Source organism: Streptomyces sp. SGAir0957, from assembly GCF_043523415.1.
In genome coordinates this window covers 126,061-142,529 of record NZ_CP027290.1, presented here as the reverse complement: position 1 = coordinate 142,529, position 16,469 = coordinate 126,061, and the positions used below count along the sequence as shown (strand labels likewise).

17 protein-coding genes and 1 pseudogene are annotated in these 16,469 nt (G+C 71.9%); 10 read left to right on the top strand and 8 right to left on the bottom strand.

All coding sequences use genetic code 11. The annotated features are described in order from the left end of the window. Positions 1–3: 3 nt before the first annotated feature. Positions 4–633: pseudogene (locus C1N81_RS01070) on the bottom strand (Scr1 family TA system antitoxin-like transcriptional regulator). Positions 634–974: 341 nt separating this feature from the next. Between C1N81_RS01070 and C1N81_RS01065 the strand changes: the two are divergent. Both C1N81_RS01065 and C1N81_RS01060 read left to right on the top strand, forming a co-directional pair. Then, the gene (locus C1N81_RS01065) at positions 975–1,313 is read left to right on the top strand and encodes a WhiB family transcriptional regulator (RefSeq protein ID WP_394425765.1); all 339 of its coding nucleotides are present in this window, start codon (positions 975–977) and stop codon (positions 1,311–1,313) included. Positions 1,314–1,406: 93 nt separating this feature from the next. Continuing rightward, the gene (locus C1N81_RS01060; RefSeq protein WP_394425764.1) at positions 1,407–2,102 is read left to right on the top strand and encodes a GAF and ANTAR domain-containing protein; all 696 of its coding nucleotides are present in this window, start codon (positions 1,407–1,409) and stop codon (positions 2,100–2,102) included. A gap of 129 nt (positions 2,103–2,231) precedes the next feature. Here the strand turns inward: C1N81_RS01060 and C1N81_RS01055 are convergent, their stop codons facing one another. Further along, positions 2,232–2,879, bottom strand: a complete 648-nt coding sequence (locus tag C1N81_RS01055; protein WP_394425762.1) for a response regulator — start codon at positions 2,877–2,879, stop codon at positions 2,232–2,234. Further along, positions 2,864–4,081 (bottom strand): sensor histidine kinase, encoded by a 1,218-nt coding sequence (locus C1N81_RS01050; protein ID WP_394425760.1) that lies wholly within the window; start codon positions 4,079–4,081, stop codon positions 2,864–2,866. The genes C1N81_RS01055 and C1N81_RS01050 overlap by 16 nt, the downstream gene beginning before the upstream one ends. A gap of 100 nt (positions 4,082–4,181) precedes the next feature. Here C1N81_RS01050 and C1N81_RS01045 point away from each other — a divergent pair, with 100 nt between their 5' ends. From C1N81_RS01045 to C1N81_RS01035, 3 genes are read left to right on the top strand one after another with little or no spacing between them, the layout of a single operon-like run. Beyond that, on the top strand, positions 4,182–4,952 hold the full coding sequence (locus tag C1N81_RS01045) for an ABC transporter ATP-binding protein (RefSeq protein ID WP_394425758.1): 771 nt from the start codon (positions 4,182–4,184) through the stop codon (positions 4,950–4,952). Continuing rightward, positions 4,952–7,420 carry an ABC transporter permease gene (locus tag C1N81_RS01040; protein WP_394425756.1) on the top strand — a complete coding sequence of 823 codons (2,469 nt, stop codon included), beginning with the start codon at positions 4,952–4,954 and terminating at the stop codon, positions 7,418–7,420. Before C1N81_RS01045 ends, C1N81_RS01040 begins: the two co-directional genes overlap by 1 nt. After that, on the top strand, positions 7,417–7,542 hold the full coding sequence (locus tag C1N81_RS01035) for a hypothetical protein (RefSeq protein WP_394425755.1): 126 nt from the start codon (positions 7,417–7,419) through the stop codon (positions 7,540–7,542). Before C1N81_RS01040 ends, C1N81_RS01035 begins: the two co-directional genes overlap by 4 nt. Before the next feature lie 106 nt (positions 7,543–7,648). Here the strand turns inward: C1N81_RS01035 and C1N81_RS01030 are convergent, their stop codons facing one another. Together C1N81_RS01030 and C1N81_RS01025 are read right to left on the bottom strand one after the other, a co-directional pair. After that, the gene (locus tag C1N81_RS01030) at positions 7,649–8,050 is read right to left on the bottom strand and encodes an ankyrin repeat domain-containing protein (RefSeq protein ID WP_394425753.1); all 402 of its coding nucleotides are present in this window, start codon (positions 8,048–8,050) and stop codon (positions 7,649–7,651) included. Between the two features lie 193 nt (positions 8,051–8,243). Further along, positions 8,244–9,707, bottom strand: coding sequence for a catalase (locus C1N81_RS01025; protein ID WP_394425751.1), 1,464 nt, complete (start codon positions 9,705–9,707; stop codon positions 8,244–8,246). Positions 9,708–9,816: 109 nt separating this feature from the next. Between C1N81_RS01025 and C1N81_RS01020 the strand changes: the two genes are divergently transcribed. Beyond that, positions 9,817–10,365, top strand: a complete 549-nt coding sequence (locus C1N81_RS01020; RefSeq protein ID WP_394425750.1) for a CGNR zinc finger domain-containing protein — start codon at positions 9,817–9,819, stop codon at positions 10,363–10,365. A 105-nt stretch (positions 10,366–10,470) separates the two neighbouring features. Here the strand turns inward: C1N81_RS01020 and C1N81_RS01015 are convergent, their stop codons facing one another. Next, positions 10,471–10,932, bottom strand: a complete 462-nt coding sequence (locus tag C1N81_RS01015; RefSeq protein WP_394425748.1) for a hypothetical protein — start codon at positions 10,930–10,932, stop codon at positions 10,471–10,473. A gap of 110 nt (positions 10,933–11,042) precedes the next feature. Continuing rightward, positions 11,043–12,065 carry an alpha/beta fold hydrolase gene (locus C1N81_RS01010; RefSeq protein ID WP_394425745.1) on the bottom strand — a complete coding sequence of 341 codons (1,023 nt, stop codon included), beginning with the start codon at positions 12,063–12,065 and terminating at the stop codon, positions 11,043–11,045. Positions 12,066–12,275: 210 nt separating this feature from the next. Between C1N81_RS01010 and C1N81_RS01005 the strand changes: the two genes are divergently transcribed. The 3 genes from C1N81_RS01005 to C1N81_RS00995 all read left to right on the top strand — a co-directional run bounded on the left by C1N81_RS01005 (position 12,276) and on the right by C1N81_RS00995 (position 14,481). After that, positions 12,276–12,506, top strand: a complete 231-nt coding sequence (locus C1N81_RS01005; RefSeq protein WP_394425743.1) for a hypothetical protein — start codon at positions 12,276–12,278, stop codon at positions 12,504–12,506. 116 nt (positions 12,507–12,622) lie between these two features. After that, on the top strand, positions 12,623–13,549 hold the full coding sequence (locus tag C1N81_RS01000) for an alpha/beta fold hydrolase (RefSeq protein WP_394425741.1): 927 nt from the start codon (positions 12,623–12,625) through the stop codon (positions 13,547–13,549). 44 nt (positions 13,550–13,593) lie between these two features. After that, a complete protein-coding gene (locus C1N81_RS00995; protein ID WP_394425739.1) occupies positions 13,594–14,481 on the top strand; it encodes a helix-turn-helix domain-containing protein in 888 nt (295 codons plus the stop codon). On the opposite strand, the gene C1N81_RS00990 is transcribed toward C1N81_RS00995, so the two are convergent. Continuing rightward, positions 14,460–15,233 (bottom strand): GNAT family N-acetyltransferase, encoded by a 774-nt coding sequence (locus tag C1N81_RS00990; RefSeq protein ID WP_394426217.1) that lies wholly within the window; start codon positions 15,231–15,233, stop codon positions 14,460–14,462. The genes C1N81_RS00995 and C1N81_RS00990 overlap by 22 nt on opposite strands. A gap of 300 nt (positions 15,234–15,533) precedes the next feature. Here C1N81_RS00990 and C1N81_RS00985 point away from each other — a divergent pair, with 300 nt between their 5' ends. Next, entirely contained in the window at positions 15,534–16,460 is a 927-nt protein-coding gene (locus tag C1N81_RS00985; RefSeq protein WP_394425737.1) for an alpha/beta hydrolase, read from the top strand. The last annotated feature ends 9 nt before the right edge of the window (positions 16,461–16,469 follow it).

The following is a 16,469-nucleotide window of genomic DNA, read 5'->3' as shown; positions in this document are numbered from 1 at the left end:
TCATCAGGACAAGGAGTGCGGGGCTCTCGGTAACGTGCCCCTGCCGAGGGCCCCCCGTACGCCTCTGAAGGCCGCGAACCAGCGTAGCGTCTCGACGAACTGACGTGATTCTGCCGGAGTGTGGGCCTGCGCGCGCAGAGAGCCGTACGTTTGTTCAAGCTCCCGTACCCTTCGGCGCCCCGTGCGGCATCACCTGAATCTCCACGTTCCGCTTCTCCACGATGAGCAGGAGCTGCTCCGGCTGCCCGCGCCGGACGGCCTCACTCCCCTGTCGGGCCAGCCGAGCAGCCAACCGCTGCTCGATGACTGCTTCGTCCAGTTGCGGACGCCATATGGCGAACACGGTCCGCGGGTAGGGCTCGGCCTGCAAGAGCCCCGGCACGGCCTGAGTGGCGTACACGTGCAGTACAACCGCCTCGGCCTCCAACTTGGCCGTATCACGAAAGAGGCGATCGTCGAAGCCGAGTAACCGGTCGGCGCCCCTGGCCTCGAGCGATCCATTCCGGCCCGCTCCGGAGGGACGCCTCCCGGCCACTCCCTCAACCCCCGGCCCCACGTCCGAGTCGGGCCGCGGCCCGCTCCTCGTCGTCGCGCTCGCGGATGACCGGGGTGGCACGCTCCGCCCGGCCGCACCCGGCAAGACGGTCTGGGCAGAGCTGCGCGTACCGGCCGAAGGCGGCTCGCAGACCGGCCAGGAGGCCCCGGCCGGGCAGGGCGGAAAGCTGCTGGGGGCCGAGTGCCGCGACGCGGGCCGAGAGGGGCGGCGGCTGGGGCGTCGCACGGCCACGACCAGTGCATATTCGGCCAGTTGCCGCCGCCCGGCCCGGCAGGGGTGCGCATGGAGGCCGCAGACTAGGGCACCTTTGAAGCGACCGCACCTCACCCGTAACTCCCCGTTCAACCCCTGGTGATGGGGTGCCTGACCTCGGGTGGGTGGCGTACTGTCACCCGCCAACTGCAACGAGAGACGAGAGATGATCAAGGGGCGGGAAGTGACTGACAGCCTGGACACCTGGTGGGAACGAGCGGCGTGCCGTACGGCGGACCCGGAGGAGCTGTTCGTCGAGGGCGCCGCGCAGACCGGCGCCAAGCGGATCTGCGGCGCCTGTGAGGTCCGCACGGAGTGCCTGTCGCACGCGCTGGACCAGCGGATCGAGCACGGCGTGTGGGGCGGTATGACCGAGCGCGAGCGCCGCGCCCTGCTGCGGCGGCGTCCGACGGTCACCTCGTGGCGGCGCCTGCTGGAGACGGCGCGTGCCGAGCACGAGCGCCGGCCCGCGGGGCGCTGCGAGGAGGATGTGGTGGCCTCCTGATCAGCGCGGCCCGTCGGTTGTTTGCCGCGGTCGTCGTCCGTGCGAGCCTTGCACCATGTCCGGCAGCACACGCGACGTGAGTGGAGAAGCCTGATGGACTGGCGCGACTTTGCCGTGCACATGGCGTCCATGGCCCGCGGCTTCCGGGCCGACGACTCCGTGGGGACCACCCTGGACAAGATCACGCGTGCGGCGGTCGAGCGCGTCGAGGGCTGTGACGCGGCCGGTGTTTTGGAACTGCGCAAGGGCCGCGCTCGGACCCTGGCGGCCACCGAGAAGCTCGTCGACGACAGCGACAAGCTCCAGGAGGAGCTGGGTGAGGGCCCCTGTTTCGATGCGGCCCGCACCGGCCACCCGGTGTTCCGCATCCACGACGTCAGTACCGAGACGGTGCGCTGGCGCCATTACGCGCCCCGCGCCCACGCGCTCGGCGTCGGCAGCATGATGGGCTTCCTGCTCTACACCGACGACCAGCAGGACCTGGGCGCGCTCAACGTGTACTCCAGGAAGCCCGGCGCGTTCACCGAGGACAGCGAGACCGCGGGCTGGCTGCTCGCCGGGCACGCGGCGACGGCCTTCTCCAGCGCCCGCGAGCACGCCTCGCTCGAACAGGCGATGGAGACGCGGCACGCCATCGGTGAGGCGATGGGCATCCTGATGGCCCAGTACCGGCTCGACGAGACGGAGGCCTTCGACGTGCTGCGCCGTCACTCCCAGGAGCACAACGTGAAGCTGCGCGAGGTGGCGCGGCAGGTGTGCGAGCACGGCTCCCTCAAGGACGGCCCCTGACCCACGCCGGAGACCCACCTCCTCGGAGACCCACCTCCTCGGAGACCCACCTCCTCGGAAACCCTCCCCGGAGACCCACCCCGGTACCCACCTCCCGAGACTCACGCCCCGAGACCCACCCCCGGAACTTCACGCCCGGAGAAACGCAAGCACGGCAAGCACCCTGCGGTGCCCCTCCGTGTCGACCGGCAGGTCCAGCTTGGCGAAGATGTTGCCGATGTGTTTGTGCACGGCCGCCTCGCTGAGGAACAGGTGTGCGGCGATGTTGCCGTTGGAGCGGCCTTCCGCGAGCAGCCCGAGCACCTCGCGCTCGCGCGGGCTCAGCCGTTCGAGCGGGTCCCGCCGCGCCCGTACGAGCTGCGTGATCACCTCGGGGTCGACGACGGCGCCGCCCGCCGCGACCCGCTCGATCGCGGAGGTGAAGTCGGCGACCTTGCCGACCCGCTCCTTGAGCAGGTAGCCGACCCCGGCGCCGCCGCCCGAGTCGAGCAGCCGCAGCGCGTAGGAGCGTTCCACGTACTGGCTCAGGACGAGGACGGGCAGGCCGGGGAGTTCCTCGCGCAGGAGCACCGCCGCGCGCAGCCCGTCGTCGCCGTGGGAGGGCGGCATCCGGACATCGGTGACGACGAGGTCGGGCCGCTCGGCGCGGACGGCGTCGACGAGCGCGTCGGCGTCGCCGACGGCCGCCACCACCTCGTGGCCGAACCGCCGCAACAGGCCTACGAGGCCCTCGCGCAGCAGTACGGCGTCCTCGGCCACGGTCAGGCGAAGCGGCACGGTACCTCCACGTGCAGCAGGGTGGGGCCCCCGACCGGGCTGGAGACGCGCATCCGCCCGTCGAGCGCCGTGACGCGGTCCGCGAGCCCCGTCATGCCGCTGCCCGCCGGATCGACCCCGCCGCGGCCGTCGTCCGTGATGTCGAGGAACAGCAGGTCGGCATGGTAGCGCCCGCGCACCGCCGCGCTGGTGGCGCCGCTGTGCCTGGCGATGTTCGTCATGGCCTCGTTGATGAGGTAGTACATGGTCGTCTCCAGCTTCCTGGGCAGCCGCTCGGGCAGCCGCAGGTCGACGGTGACCGGGACGGGGAAGCGTCCCGCGTAGTCCTCGACGGCGGCCACGAGGCCGTGGTCGGAGAGGACGGGAGGGTTGAGGCCCCGGACCAGCGACCTCAACTCCCGGTGTGCGGACCCCAGTTGTTCCTCGGCCCGGGTCAGCAGAGCGGACTGGGGCGAGCCCACCGGGATGTCGAGCCGCAGCATCGCGAGGGTCATGCCGAGCGAGACCAGGTGCTGCTGTGCCCCGTCGTGCAGGTCGCGTTCGATGCGGACGCGCTCCGCGTCGAAGGAGTCGAGGAGCCGGGACTGCGAGGCCCGCACCTCGCGCAGCTCCTCGCCGAGTTCCTTGTCGCGCGGCGCGAGGAACGTACGGGCCATGGCGGCGCGCGCGCCCGCCCACGAGGTGACGGTGTAGGGGGAGGCGAGCAGGACGAGCGCCCCGAACACCGTCCACGGCCAGGTGTCCCCCGCGGTGGCGGCGAAGAACGCGGCCGGGAGGCCGAAGGAGAAGCCGAGGACCAGCAGATCCAGCCACCACAGGGCGACCGCGGAGAGGAGGGTGAACAGCAGTTCCCGCCAGGTCACCTGCTCCTTGAGCCGGGTCGCCGCCCATGCGCGCAGGCCCGGACCGTCCGGCGTCCGGTGCGGGTCGGGCAGCGGGTCCGTGTCCACGAGGCGCAGCCGGCGCCGCTCGACGCGGGCCACGAGCGTGGCGGCGAACACGGTGCCGACCAGCGGCGCGACCCCGATCAGGACGACGAGCAGGGCGAGCCCCGCCGCCAGGCCCAGGGCGAGGACCAGGACGGCGGCGGCGCCGACCACGACGCCGCCGCCCAGGTAGGCGAGCGACCGCCAGGGCCAGCTGGAGGTCAGGAAGCTCAGCGGGCGCCGAGCCATGGCCTGCCAGGCCGTTGTGGGTTGCATGTGGTCAACGTAGCCGGGGAGTTCGGGGAAGGGAGTAGAGCTGGCTCTACCTCTGAAGTAGAGCGCGCGTCAGTGCTCCGCCCACCCCCGCCGACGTGGAATGCGGGGCATGACGACACAGACTCCGGTGCACGACGCGGTCGAACTGCACGGTGTGCGCAAGGTCCATGGCACCGGCGGACGGCGGGTGACCGCCTTGGACGGCGTCTCCTTCCGCTTCCCGCGCGCCACCTTCACCGCGATCATGGGCCCGTCCGGCTCGGGGAAGTCGACGCTGTTGCAGTGCGCGGCGGGCCTGGAGCGGCCGACCGACGGGCGGATCGTCCTCGCGGGCGTGGACATCGGGCAGCTCGGCGAGAAGGAGCGCACCGAGCTGCGCCGGGACCGCGTCGGCTTCGTCTTCCAGGCGTTCAACCTGGTGGAGTCGCTGACGGCGGCGCAGAACGTGCGGCTGCCCTCCCGGTTCGCCGGCCGCAAGGTCAGCCGTGAGCAGGTCGCGGACGCGCTCGCCGCGGTCGGTCTCGCGGACCGCGCCGGGCACCGCCCGAGCGAACTCTCCGGCGGCCAGCAGCAGCGCGTCGCCCTCGCCCGCGCCCTGGTCACCCGCCCCGACGTGCTCTTCGCCGACGAGCCGACCGGCGCCCTCTCCACGGCCGGCTCGCGCGAGGTGCTGACGATGATGCGGACGCTCGTCGACCGGGAGGGTCAGACGACGCTGATGGTGACGCACGACCCGGTGGCGGCGGCCCACGCCGACGTCGTCGTCTTCCTCAAGGACGGCCGCGTCGCCGACCGCGTCCCCCTCGACCGCGCGTCCGGCGCCGACCACGCCGCCGCGATCGCCACCCACATGGCCCGCCTGGAGGCGTGATGCTGATCCTCGCGAACGTACGGGAACGCTGGTCGTCCTTCCTCGGCGCCTTCCTCGCCGTGCTGGCCGGCGTCGCCCTGATCACCACCACCCTCGTCATCCACGACTCCGCGCGCCCCACGACCCAGCCGCGCTACGCGGGCACCGCCGCCCTGGCCCTGCCCCGGCAGGCCACCGACGTGGACGGCAGCCCGGAGGACCGGATGCCGTGGAGCAGGGCGGAGGCCGCGCCGCTGGCCGCCCGGCTCGGCGAGGTCCCCGGCGTCGGCCGCGTCGTCGTGGACCGCTCCTTCTACGCCCAGGCCGTCATCGGCGGCGAGCCCGTCGCCGACGAAGGCGCCCTGGAGGCGGGGCACGGCTTCGACAGTGCCCTGATGGCCCCGTACAAGCTGGTCGCGGGACGTGCCCCGGACACGGACGGCGAGGTCGTCGTCGGCCGCGACCTGCGCGTCGTCCCCGGCAGCGAACTGACCGTCAACCTCACCCAGGGTCGCAGACAGTTCACCGTCGTCGGCCTCGTCGACGGACCCGGCTACTACTTCGGCGAGGCGTTCGCCGCACGGCAGCAGCCCGGCGTCCGCGCCCTCGGCCTCGTCGCCGCGAAGGGCGCCCGTACGGGGGCGCTGGTCGACGCCGCCGAGAAGGTCGTCGGCGACAAGGGCGACGTGGTCTCCGGTGACGGCCGCGCCGCACTCCAGCCCCAGTACATCGCCCACAAACGGTTTCTGGGCGTCCAGCTCATCGGCGCCATGGCCCTGCTCGCCCTGTTCACCACCGTCTTCGTCGTCGCCTCCATGCTGGCCCTGGCGACCGGGGCGCGCCGCCGCGAGATCGGCCTCCTTCGCACCATCGGCGCCGCCCCGCGGCAGATCAGGCGCATGATCCTCGGGGAGGCCGCCGTCGTCGGGCTGCTCGGCTCGCTCGCGGGCTGCGTCGCGGGCGTCGCCGCCGCACCCCTGCTGCGCGACCTCCTCGACGGCCTGGACGTGGCCCCGCCGGACATGCGGGTGACCGTCGCCGCGTGGCCGCTGCTCACCGGGTGCGCGGTCGGTGTCGGCGTCAGCGCCATCGGCGCCTGGGCGGCAGGCCGCAAGGCGGCGCGCGTCGCCCCGATCGAGGCGCTCCGCGACAGCCGTACCGTCAACAAGGCGATGGGGCGCGGGCGTTGGGCCGCGGGGCTCGCCGTCCTCGGCGCCGGTGTGCTGCTCGCCGTATGGACCGCGGCCGCCGGCGCCGACGACCGGGTCACCCTGGCGATCCTCGCCACGATGACGCTGATCGTCGCCGCCGCGCTCCTGACCCCCGCGTTCATCGGGCCCGTCGGCTGGTTCCTCACCGCGCCGTTCCAGCGCGGCGACTCGGCCGCTCCCGTCCTGATCCGCGCCGGACTCGTCGCCGACCCGCGCCGCGCCGCCGCCCTGGCCGCGCCCGTCGTCGCAGCCGTCGGCTTCGCCGTCCTGCTCAGCGGCGCCGTGGAGACGATGCGGGCCGCCTATCCGGCGGGTGAGGCACTGAAGGTCGCGGGGCAGACGATCGTCACCCCGGACGGCATCCCCGGCAACACCGACGAGGTGGTCGCCGCCCACCCGGTCGGCAAGGCCGCGCTCCCCACCCGCGCCTTCGTCACCCCGGACAAGACCGTCCTCGACGTCCTCGGCAGCCGCGACCGGCGCTGGAACCGGCCCGGCGAGGCCGTCCTCGGCGAACGCGTCGCGGGACAACTCGGCCTGAAGCGGGGCGAGAACGTCCCCGTCCGGTTCGCCGACGGCGCCACCGTCACCCTGCGCGTCGCCTCGGTCCTGCCCGACGACCCGGCCCGCGGCGACTTCGTCGTCGCCCGCGCCCTGGTCCGCACCCACGACCCGGCCGCCCTCACCGACGACATCTTCGTGCCCGGCGCCGCGAAGGCCACGGCGGCGATCCCGGGCACCGCCCTGCACGACGCCGCCGCGTACGCCCTCGCCGACTACGAGACCGACGCCAGGCTCACCGAGAGCCTCGCCATGATGCTGATCGTGATCGCGGTCGGCTACAGCGTCCTCGCCGTCGCCAACTCCATGGCCATGGCCGCCCACGCGCGGCGCCGCGACTACGAGGTCATGAGGTCGGCGGGCGGCACAGACGCTCAGCTGCTCCGCACCGCGATCGGCGAGACGGTCCTCGTCGTGGCCGTCGGCGCCGCCCTCGGCATCCTGGTCACCCTGGCCCCGCTGGCCGGCATGGCCTCCGGACTCGGGCAGGCCAACTCCGCCGACGTCGGCCTGCGCCTGAGCACCGGCACCCTCACCACCGTGGTCCTCGGCACCCTCACGGCCGCCGTCCTCGCGGGGGCCGGGGTCACCGCCAGGACGTTGCGCCCATCGCGGCCCGCCGCACCGTCGCGCCGACCAGGCGCCCGGACGGGGACCGGGGGGCCGGCCGGGGCGCGGGCCGGGCGGGGGCCGCGCCGGCGAGGAACCGGGACGTGACCCCGAGCAGACCGCCGAAGACGGTCAGCAGGAGCAGGGCCACCCACATCTGCCGGCTGCCCGGGTGCGTCCACGCGGTCCAGGCGGCGGAGGCCGCCCACAGGGCGGTCCCGGCCGCGTAGAAGACGCGCACACGGCGCAGGCTGCGCTCCGCGCGCTCCGCCGAGAGACGACCGGGGGTATCGGTGTCGACTGTCATGCGCGCCCGTGTACCCGGGATTCGATCACTCAGTGCTGCCGATTGTGCGGCTGTTCCCGGAGCAGGTGCGCGCGGCCGAACATGGCCGCCGCCTCGTGGGCCGTCGGGGCGCCCGCGGCCAGATCGGCGCCGGCCTCCACCAGGACGGCGACCACGTCGTCCGCGCCCTTGAACAGGGCCCCGGCGATCGCGACCTGGCCCCGGTCGTTGGGCAGGTCCGGGTCGGCGCCGAGCCGCAGCAGGGCCCGTACGGTGTCGGCGTGGCCGTGGTAGGCGGCCAGCATGAGGAGCGTGTTGGACTGGGCGTCGGTCACGTCCACGGGCAGCCCGTGCCCCACGAACTCCGTCAGCTCGGCGGTGTCCCCGGCGCGGGCGAGGTCCATGGCGATGGCGACGACGCGCTCGGTCTGGTCGGTGGTGAGGTGATCCATGAGGGGTTGCTCCGGAGCTGCGGGTGTGGGTGGTGTGGGGTGTGAAGTGTGTCGTGCGGGGTGTGGGGGACGGAGGTGTGGGGACGGGCAACGCCCCGCACACCCGGGACAGCAGGTGTGCGGGGCGTTGTCGGCCATGTGTGTGTCGTGTGTGCCGGTGTGCCGGTGTGCCGGTGTGCCGTTGTGCTGTGTGTCAGAGGGTCCCGGCGGCCAGCGCCTCGATCGCCTTGCGGACGCCCTCGCCGTAGGCCGGGTCGGCCTGCGTGCAGTGGTGGATGTGGCGCTCGATCGTCCGCTCGGAGGCGCCGTTGATCGCGCGGGCCGTGTTCTCGAAGAGCACCTGCTGCTGCTCGGGGCTCATCAGCCGGAACAGGTTGCCGGGCTGCTCGAAGTAGTTGGCGTCGTCCTCGCGGAAGTCGAAGCGGTCCGCGACGGAGCCGACGGCCTGGCTCGGCTCGCGGTAGGCGGGCTGCTCCTGCCAGCGGCCGTAGGAGTTCGGCTCGATGCCGGGGGTGGCGCCCTGGTTGCCGTCGACGCGCATGGCGCCGTCGCGGTGGTAGGAGTTCACCGGGTTCTTCGGGGCGTTGACCGGGATCTGGTGGTGGTTGACGCCGAGCCGGTAGCGCTGCGCGTCACCGTAGGAGAAGAGGCGGCCCTGGAGCATCCGGTCGGGGGAGTAGCCGATGCCCGGCACGACGTTGGCCGGGGTGAAAGCGACCTGCTCCACGTCGGCGAAGTAGTTGTCCGGGTTGCGGTTCAGCTCCCACTCGCCGACCTCGATCAGCGGGTAGTCCTTCTTCGACCACACCTTCGTCAGGTCGAAGGGGTGGAAGCGGTAGTGGGCCGCGTCCGCCTCCGGCATGATCTGCACGAACAGCTTCCACTTCGGGAAGTCGCCGCGCTCGATCGCGTCGAAGAGGTCGCGCTGGTGCGACTCGCGGTCCTTGCCGACCAGGGCCTCGGCCTCGGCGTCGGTGAGGTTCTTGATGCCCTGCTGGGTGCGGTGGTGGAACTTCACCCAGAACCGCTCGCCCTCGGCGTTGACCAGGCTGTAGGTGTGCGAGCCGAAGCCGTGCATGTGCCGGTACGAGGCCGGGATGCCGCGCTCCGACATGACGATGGTGACCTGGTGCAGGGCCTCGGGCAGGTTGGTCCAGAAGTCCCAGTTGTTCTCGGGGCTGCGCATGTTGGTGCGCGGGTCGCGCTTGACCGCGTGGTTCAGGTCGGGGAACTTCAGCGGGTCGCGGAAGAAGAAGACCGGGGTGTTGTTGCCGACCAGGTCCCAGTTGCCCTCGTCGGTGTAGAACTTCAGGGCGAAGCCGCGGATGTCGCGCTCGGCGTCGGCCGCGCCGCGCTCACCGGCGACGGTGGAGAACCGGGCGAACATGTCGGTCTTCTTGCCGACCTCGGAGAAGATCTTCGCGCTGGTGTAGCGGGTGATGTCGTGCGTCACCGTGAACGTGCCGAATGCGCCCGAGCCCTTGGCGTGCATCCGGCGCTCGGGGATCACCTCACGGTCGAAGTGGGCGAGCTTCTCCAGAAACCACACGTCCTGCAGCAGCATCGGCCCGCGTGCGCCGGCGGTCAGCGAGTTCTGGTTGTCGGCGACCGGGGCGCCGGCCGCCGAGGTCAGGGGCTTCTGGTTGTTCTCGGGCACAGCTCGCTCCTTCAGCAGCATGTCTCAGATGGAAGCCATCCTATGTTGGACTTAGTCTAAGTCAAAAGCGAGGCTTGCTTTCCGGCCACTCACCGCTCAGGATGGTTACGTGAACCATGCCTTTCCCTGCGGGACGCTCCCTCTCGACTTCGTCGGCACCCTGCGCGCACGACGCAACGACCTGCCGACGGAGAAGCTCGCCACCCCCGAGCTGCTCGACGCCTGGTTCGTGGAGTCCGGGATGCTCGACCTGGCCCCGGGCGCGAGCGAGGTCGACCTCGCCCTCGCCGTGGATCTGCGGGAGTCGATCTACTCCCTGGTGACGGCGCGCATGGACGGCAGGGAACTGCCCGCCGACGCGGTCGCAGAGGTGAACCTGCAGGCCTCGGGCGTGCCCGTGACGCTGCGGCTCGGCCCGGACGGTGCGACGCGCACCGGTTCGGTCGCCCAGGGGCTCGCCGCGCTCGCCCGTGAGACCGTCGAGATCGTCGGCGGCGAGGACGGCGATCTGCTGCGCGAGTGCGCCCGCCCCGAATGCACCCAGACCTACCTGGACCGCTCGCGCGGCCACCGCCGCGAATGGTGCGCCATGCGCACGTGCGGGAACCGGGTCAAGGCCGCCAGCTACCGGGCCCGTCAGCACAGCGCGCAGAGCTGAGCCCTACGGGGTGCGGTGTGGCCGCGGATGTGTTGACGCGTGTGTTGACGCATGCGCTGACGCACATGCATGTGTGCGTGTATGTGTGCGATCCCCCGTGCGGTGTCAGACAGCCTTCTCCGTGAGGGAGTACATCACCGACCGCTGCTGCTTGTGGCGGCGGATCCGCCCCTTGGCGACCAGCGACTCCAGGGTGTTCCGCACGACCTGCGGGGTGGGCGTCCGGTCCGGGTGCTCCCGCATCAGCTCGTCGCGCAACTCCTTGGCCAGGCGCGGCTCTTCATGGGCCGCGAGCAGGCTCATGAGCACCGTGCCGAGCAGCGGCCGGCGCGTCTCACCGCGGGCGGCGGGCGGCCTGGCGGCGGTGTCGCCCTGCTCGCCCTGCGCCTGGCCGGGCAGCGGGGACCGCTCGGCAAGACCGATGATGTCGACGAGCAGCGCCTCCTCCTGCTTCAACATCCGGAGTTTCTCGGCCAGTTCCTGCTGTCGGCGACGGTTCTCTTCCAGATCCGACGCGGCTTGGGCTACATACCGCGACCGGAGCGTGTCGGCTGATTGGCTGGTCACAACCGGTCACTCCCTCGTAATGGTGGATGCAGGGCATCGTACTCACGCGGGGGCGTCGCCGGAGTGGGTATGTCTCACACACAGTCGTACATGTGTTCATACGTACTGCGTCAGAAGTGGTCCACGTCGACGACGGCCTGTGCGAACTCCGCGGGTGCCTCCTGCGGCACGTTGTGCCCGACGGCGAACGTACGGTGCTCGTACTTCCCGGTGAACTTGGACCGGTACCCCGCTCCGTCGCCGGGCGCCGTGAACGGGTCGTACCGCGCGTCGATCGTGAGCGTCGGCACCGCGATGGAGGGGCCCGCCGCCAGCTTCGACTCCAGCCCGTCGTAGCGGCGTTCGCCCTCGGCCAGGCCGAGGCGCCAGCGGTAGTTGTGGATGACGATCGCGGCGTAGTCGGGGTTCTCGAAGGCGGCGGCGGTGCGCTCGAAGGTGGCGTCGTCGAAGCCCCAGGTCGGTGAGACCGTCTGCCACACCAGCTTGGTCAGGTCGTGGCGCAGGTCCGCGCGCTCCATGGCCTTCTTGCCGCGCTCGGTGGCGAAGTAGTACTGGTACCACCAGGTGTGTTCGGCGGCCGGGGAGATCGGTTCCGCCTGCGTCGCGCGGTTGGTGATGAGGTAACCGCTCACCGAGACCAGCGCCTTGACGCGCTCCGGCCACAGCGCGGCGAGGATGTCGCCGGTCCGCGAACCCCAGTCGAAACCGGCGATCACGGCCTTGTGGATCTTCAGTGCGTCCATCAGCGCGATGATGTCCAGGGCGACGACCGACTGCTGGGCGTTGCGGAACGTCCGGGAGGACAGGAACCGCGTCGTGCCGTGCCCGCGCAGATGGGGGACGATCACGCGATAGCCCTGACCGGCGAGGATCGGGGCGACGTCGACGTAGCTGTGGATGTCGTAGGGCCAGCCGTGCAGCAGGATCACGGCGGGGCCGTGCTTGGGGCCGAGGTCGGCGTAACCGACGTCCAGCAGACCGGCCTTGACCTGCTTCAGGGCCGGGAACGACGTGTGCGGGGCGGACGTCGTCGCGGGGGCCGCGGCGGAGACGCCTTGCAGGCCGGTCAGGGAGACGGTCGCCGCGCCCGTGGCCAGGCCCATCGCCTTGGTGAAAGTACGCCTGTCGATCATGAGGAACCTTCCGTCCGTACGTCTTCGGTGGGGAGTGGCTGAGGGGTGGTTGGGGGGTGGCTGGGGGGTGGTTGGGGGTGCGGGCCGACTCTGACATGCTGATCAGTAACCGGTCAAGGTGGTGACGTGATGATTTCTGTTTCGAGTAACCGTCTTGACTGGTGACGGAAGCTGGGTCAGGCTTGTCACCAGTCAGAGCGGAGGCGAACCATGCACGACACAGTGACGACACACCCCGCGACGCGACTCGCGCCCGAACGTACGACGGACCCCGCGGCAGCGGCCCGGCACGCGCGCTTCGGCAAGCTCCCCGAGCGGATCCGCTTCGAGGACATGAGCGAGGACGTGGCCCCGGACCCGGACGCCGGGGCCAGGACCACGTACCACCCCGAAGGCGCGTGGAACCACTACTCCTGCCTGGCCTACGACTTGGGGCTTTAGGACCTATTGAACCTGTCGGACCTGTCGGACCTGTCGGACCTGTTGGGCCGATTGGGCCGGTTGGGCCTGTGGGCCCGTCCCTGAGCCCCACCCCTTAACCCGCGGAAAGGCTCGATGTGAGCAGCAGACCCCTCGGCCCGGTGCGCCATGTGCGCACCGACGTCCTCGACATCGCGCACCACACCGTCGGCCCGGACGACGGCGTGCCGGTGATCCTCCTTCACGGCTGGCCCTTCGACCCGGTGGGTTCCTACGCCGAGGTCGCCCCCGCGCTCGCCGCGCACGGCTTCCGCAGCCACATCCCCTACCTGCGCGGCCACGGCGACACCACCTTCCGCCGCGCCGACACACCTCGCTCCGGGCAACAGGCCGCCCTCGGCGCCGACCTGATCGCCTACATGGACGCGCTCGGCATCCGGCGCGCCCTCTACGCCGGGTACGACTGGGGCGGGCGCGCCGCCGGCGTGGCCGCCGCGCTGTGGCCGCACCGCTGCGCGGGCCTGGTCTCGGTGAACGGCTATCTCATCCAGAACCTCGCCCGCGCCGAGGAGCCCCTGGCACCCTCACTGGAGCTCGGCTTCTGGTACTTCTTCTACTTCCTCACCGAGCGCGGAGCGAAGGGCCTGGCCCGCAACACCGAGGACCTGGCCCGCGTCGTCTGGCAGCGCAACTCGCCCGAATGGCGGTTCACCGAGGAGGAGTTCGCCCGGGCCGCCCGGTTGTGGACCAATCCGGACTACGTCGACGTCGTCCTGCACAGTTACCGCCACCGGCTCGGCGCCGCCCCCGGCGCACCCGCGTACGCGGACCTGGAGCGCCGCCTCCTGGAGCAGCCGAAAATCACCGCGCCCACGGTCACGCTCGACGGCCGGGCGGACGGGGTGACGCCGTGGACCGACGGCAGCTCCTACGCGCCGCACTTCACCGGCCCCTGGACCCACCACGTGGTGCCGGGCGCCGGGCACAATCTGCCGCAGGAGCGCCCGGACGCGTTCACCGCGGCCGTCCTGGAGGCGCACGCCATGAGCGGGGCGACCAGGTGACGGGGCGGGGTGTTCAGGTGACGCGTACTCATACTCAGGGGCCCGTGACGGACCCCCGCGACCTCGGCGCCTTCCTCAAAGCCCGCCGCGCGCAACTGACCCTGCGCGAATGCGGCCTCACCACGGCCGGCGCCACGAACGACACCCGGCGCAAGGTCGCGGGCCTGCGCCGCGAGGAGGTCGCCCGGCTCGCCGCGATCAGCGTCGACTACTACACGCGCCTCGAACAGGGCCGGGTCCGCGCCTCCGCCTCCGTGCTCGCCACCCTGGCCCGCGCACTCCGCCTCGACGAGGACCAGCGGACCTACCTGTACGACATCGCGGGCCGGTCCGACGCCAGGCCGCGCCCGCGCCGCCGCGGGCCCGCGCAACGCCCCCGCCCGGCGATGCTGCGCCTCCTCGACCAGCTCACCCACACACCCGCCCTCGTCCTCGGCAGACACCTCTCCGTCCTGGCGTGGAACCCGGCCGCCGCCGCGCTCTACACCGACTTCGCCGCCCTCCGCCCCGCCGAGCGCAACTACGTACGTCTGCTCTTCACCGACCCCGTGATCCGCGCCCTGCACACGCAGTGGGAACACGACGCCCGCGACGCCGTCGCCGCACTGCGGATGGAGGCGGCGAGCGACCCGGACGACCCCGAACTCGCCACCCTCGTAGGAGAGTTGGCGCTCCGCGACGCGGACTTCCGCACCTGGTGGGCCGAGCACCGGGTCGTCACGGCCGCCTACGGCACCAAGCGCTACCGGCACCCCCTGGTCGGCGACCTCACACTCGACTGCGACACCTGGGCCTGCCCCGACGGATCGGGGCAGCGCCTGATGGTGCTCACGGCGGAACCGGACAGCCCGGCGCAGGACGCGCTGCGCATCCTCACCTCATGGACCGGGGCAGCGCCGGCGACACCGGCTCAGACGGAGGCCGGCGCGTAGAACCGCATCGGCGAGTTCGGCACGAAGCCGATCCGCGGGTACACCGGCGCACCCGCGGCCGTCGCGTGCAGCGTCGCGCGGGTCAGTCCGGTGGCCCGCGCCCCCTCGTACAGCGCCTTACGGGTGACCGCCTCGCCGTACCCGCGCCGCTCGAAGGCCGGATCGGTGGCGACCAGCGCGACGAACAGACGCCCCTCCGCCTCGACCGAGGCCGCACATGTCACCGGCGTCCCGTCGCGCAGCCCGAGATACGCGTGCACACCTTCCCGCCACAACGCGGAGCCGGCCAGACCGTCCCGTCCGTCCTCCGGCTCGAACCCGTAGGCACGTGAGTTGAGGTCGGCGTAGGCCAGCAGGTGTGCGTCGGTCGACACCCGGACGAACGTCAGCTCGGGGTGTGACGGCTCGGGGATCGGCAGGAAGTCGCCCGCCATGCCCGTGCCCGGGAAGGCGTACGCGAGCCCGGCCTGCCCGGCCGCGTCGTCGAGGGCCGCGCGGGCGTCGTCGCGGACGAGGTCCTCGAAGACCCACAGGAAGCCGGGCCGCTTCTTCGCGCGCATGATCTCCGCCGCCTCGCCGAGGCGTTGTCGCAACAGCGCGGGGTCCACGTCCGACTCGGTCAGCGTGACGCAGTTCCAGAACGGGAACCGGCAGTCCGCCCAGCGCACGGCGATGCCCGGCAGGTCGCGCACGTCCGCGTCCGGGTCCCGGTCGAGCACCATGGCCCGCCAGACGACGGCGAGCTGTTCCATCGATTCGATCGAGTCCGCGAGACCGTGCGTCACCGCACCACCACTCCTCAAGTAGCTGCCTGAAGCAGATGCCTGCGCCCATTCTTGCCGCGCGGGCGGCGACGGTGGGGGAGCAAGGGGGGAAGGTTCCTTCCCGGCCGGAAACCTGTCTCTTTCGGTGCGGTGGAGCGCGGGCGATCGTGAAGGCACCAAGCATCAGTGTCACCGCTCAAACAGGTCACGATCTCCCAGGAGTCAGATATGTCCACCCCCCAGGTATCCACCTCCCAGGTATCCACCTCGCACGTATCCACCACCCACGTGTCCCGGACCGATACCTCCTTCACCAGCGCGGGCATCCGTATCGCCGCGCACCTGTACACACCTGACACCCCGGCGGCCGCCGCCCCGCGCCCCGCGCTCGTCGTCGGTCACCCCGGCACCAGCGTGAAGGAGCAGACGTCCGGGACCTACGCGCGGCGGATGGCGGAGCGCGGGTTCACCACGCTCGCCTTCGACGCCGCCCACCAGGGGGAGTCCGGCGGTTCGCCGCGCGGCCTGGAGGACCCGGCGCAGCGGGTCGAGGACTTCAAGGCGGCCGTGTCCCACCTGGCCGCCCTCGACGACGTCGACGCCGGCCGTATCGGTCTCCTCGGCGTCTGCGCCTCGGGCGGCTACTCGCTCGCGGCGGCCGGAAGTGACCCACGGGTGCGGGCCGTTGCCACGGTCAGCGGGGTCGACGTGGCCCGCCAGTTCCGGCTCGGGGCCGACGGGACGCAAGGCCCGGAGGTCTTCCGGGGCCTGCTCGGCGCGGCCGCCGAAGCCCGCAGCGCCGCCGCGCGCGGCGAGGACCCCGGCGCCATGGCCATGTTCCCCGACACCGCCGAACAGGCCGAGGCGCTCGGCGGGGAGCACGGCCGCGAGGGCTTCGAGTACTACTGCACGCCGCGCGGCGGGCACGAGCGTTCGGCGAAGTCCCTCGCCTGGGAGAGTGTGGACAGGCTGGCCCTCTTCGACGCCTTCCACGCCGTCCCGCTGATCGGGCCGCGCCCGCTGCTCCAGATCGTCGGGGCCCGCGCGGTCACGTCCTGGATGGCCGTGGACGTGCACCAGCGAGCGACGGGCCCGGCCGAGCTGCACTGGATCGACGGCGCGACCCACGTCGACCTGTATGACCGGAAGCAGTACATCGATCCGGCCGTCGACCAGCTCACAGACTTCTTCACCCGCAACCTTAATCAGCGGTAAAAGACACTG

Excerpts from the sequence above, each read along its gene's own strand:
- C1N81_RS01010 (WP_394425745.1), bottom strand. The coding sequence starts at position 12,065 with ATGATCGACAGGCGTACTTTCACCAAGGCGATGGGCCTGGCCACGGGC.
- C1N81_RS01050 (WP_394425760.1), bottom strand. The coding sequence starts at position 4,081 with ATGCAACCCACAACGGCCTGGCAGGCCATGGCTCGGCGCCCGCTGAGC.
- C1N81_RS01040 (WP_394425756.1), top strand. The coding sequence starts at position 4,952 with ATGCTGATCCTCGCGAACGTACGGGAACGCTGGTCGTCCTTCCTCGGC.
- C1N81_RS01065 (WP_394425765.1), top strand. The coding sequence starts at position 975 with ATGATCAAGGGGCGGGAAGTGACTGACAGCCTGGACACCTGGTGGGAA.
- C1N81_RS01030 (WP_394425753.1), bottom strand. The coding sequence starts at position 8,050 with ATGGATCACCTCACCACCGACCAGACCGAGCGCGTCGTCGCCATCGCC.
- C1N81_RS01060 (WP_394425764.1), top strand. The coding sequence starts at position 1,407 with ATGGACTGGCGCGACTTTGCCGTGCACATGGCGTCCATGGCCCGCGGC.
- C1N81_RS01045 (WP_394425758.1), top strand. The coding sequence starts at position 4,182 with ATGCGGGGCATGACGACACAGACTCCGGTGCACGACGCGGTCGAACTG.
- C1N81_RS01005 (WP_394425743.1), top strand. The coding sequence starts at position 12,276 with ATGCACGACACAGTGACGACACACCCCGCGACGCGACTCGCGCCCGAA.
- C1N81_RS00990 (WP_394426217.1), bottom strand. The coding sequence starts at position 15,233 with ATGGAACAGCTCGCCGTCGTCTGGCGGGCCATGGTGCTCGACCGGGAC.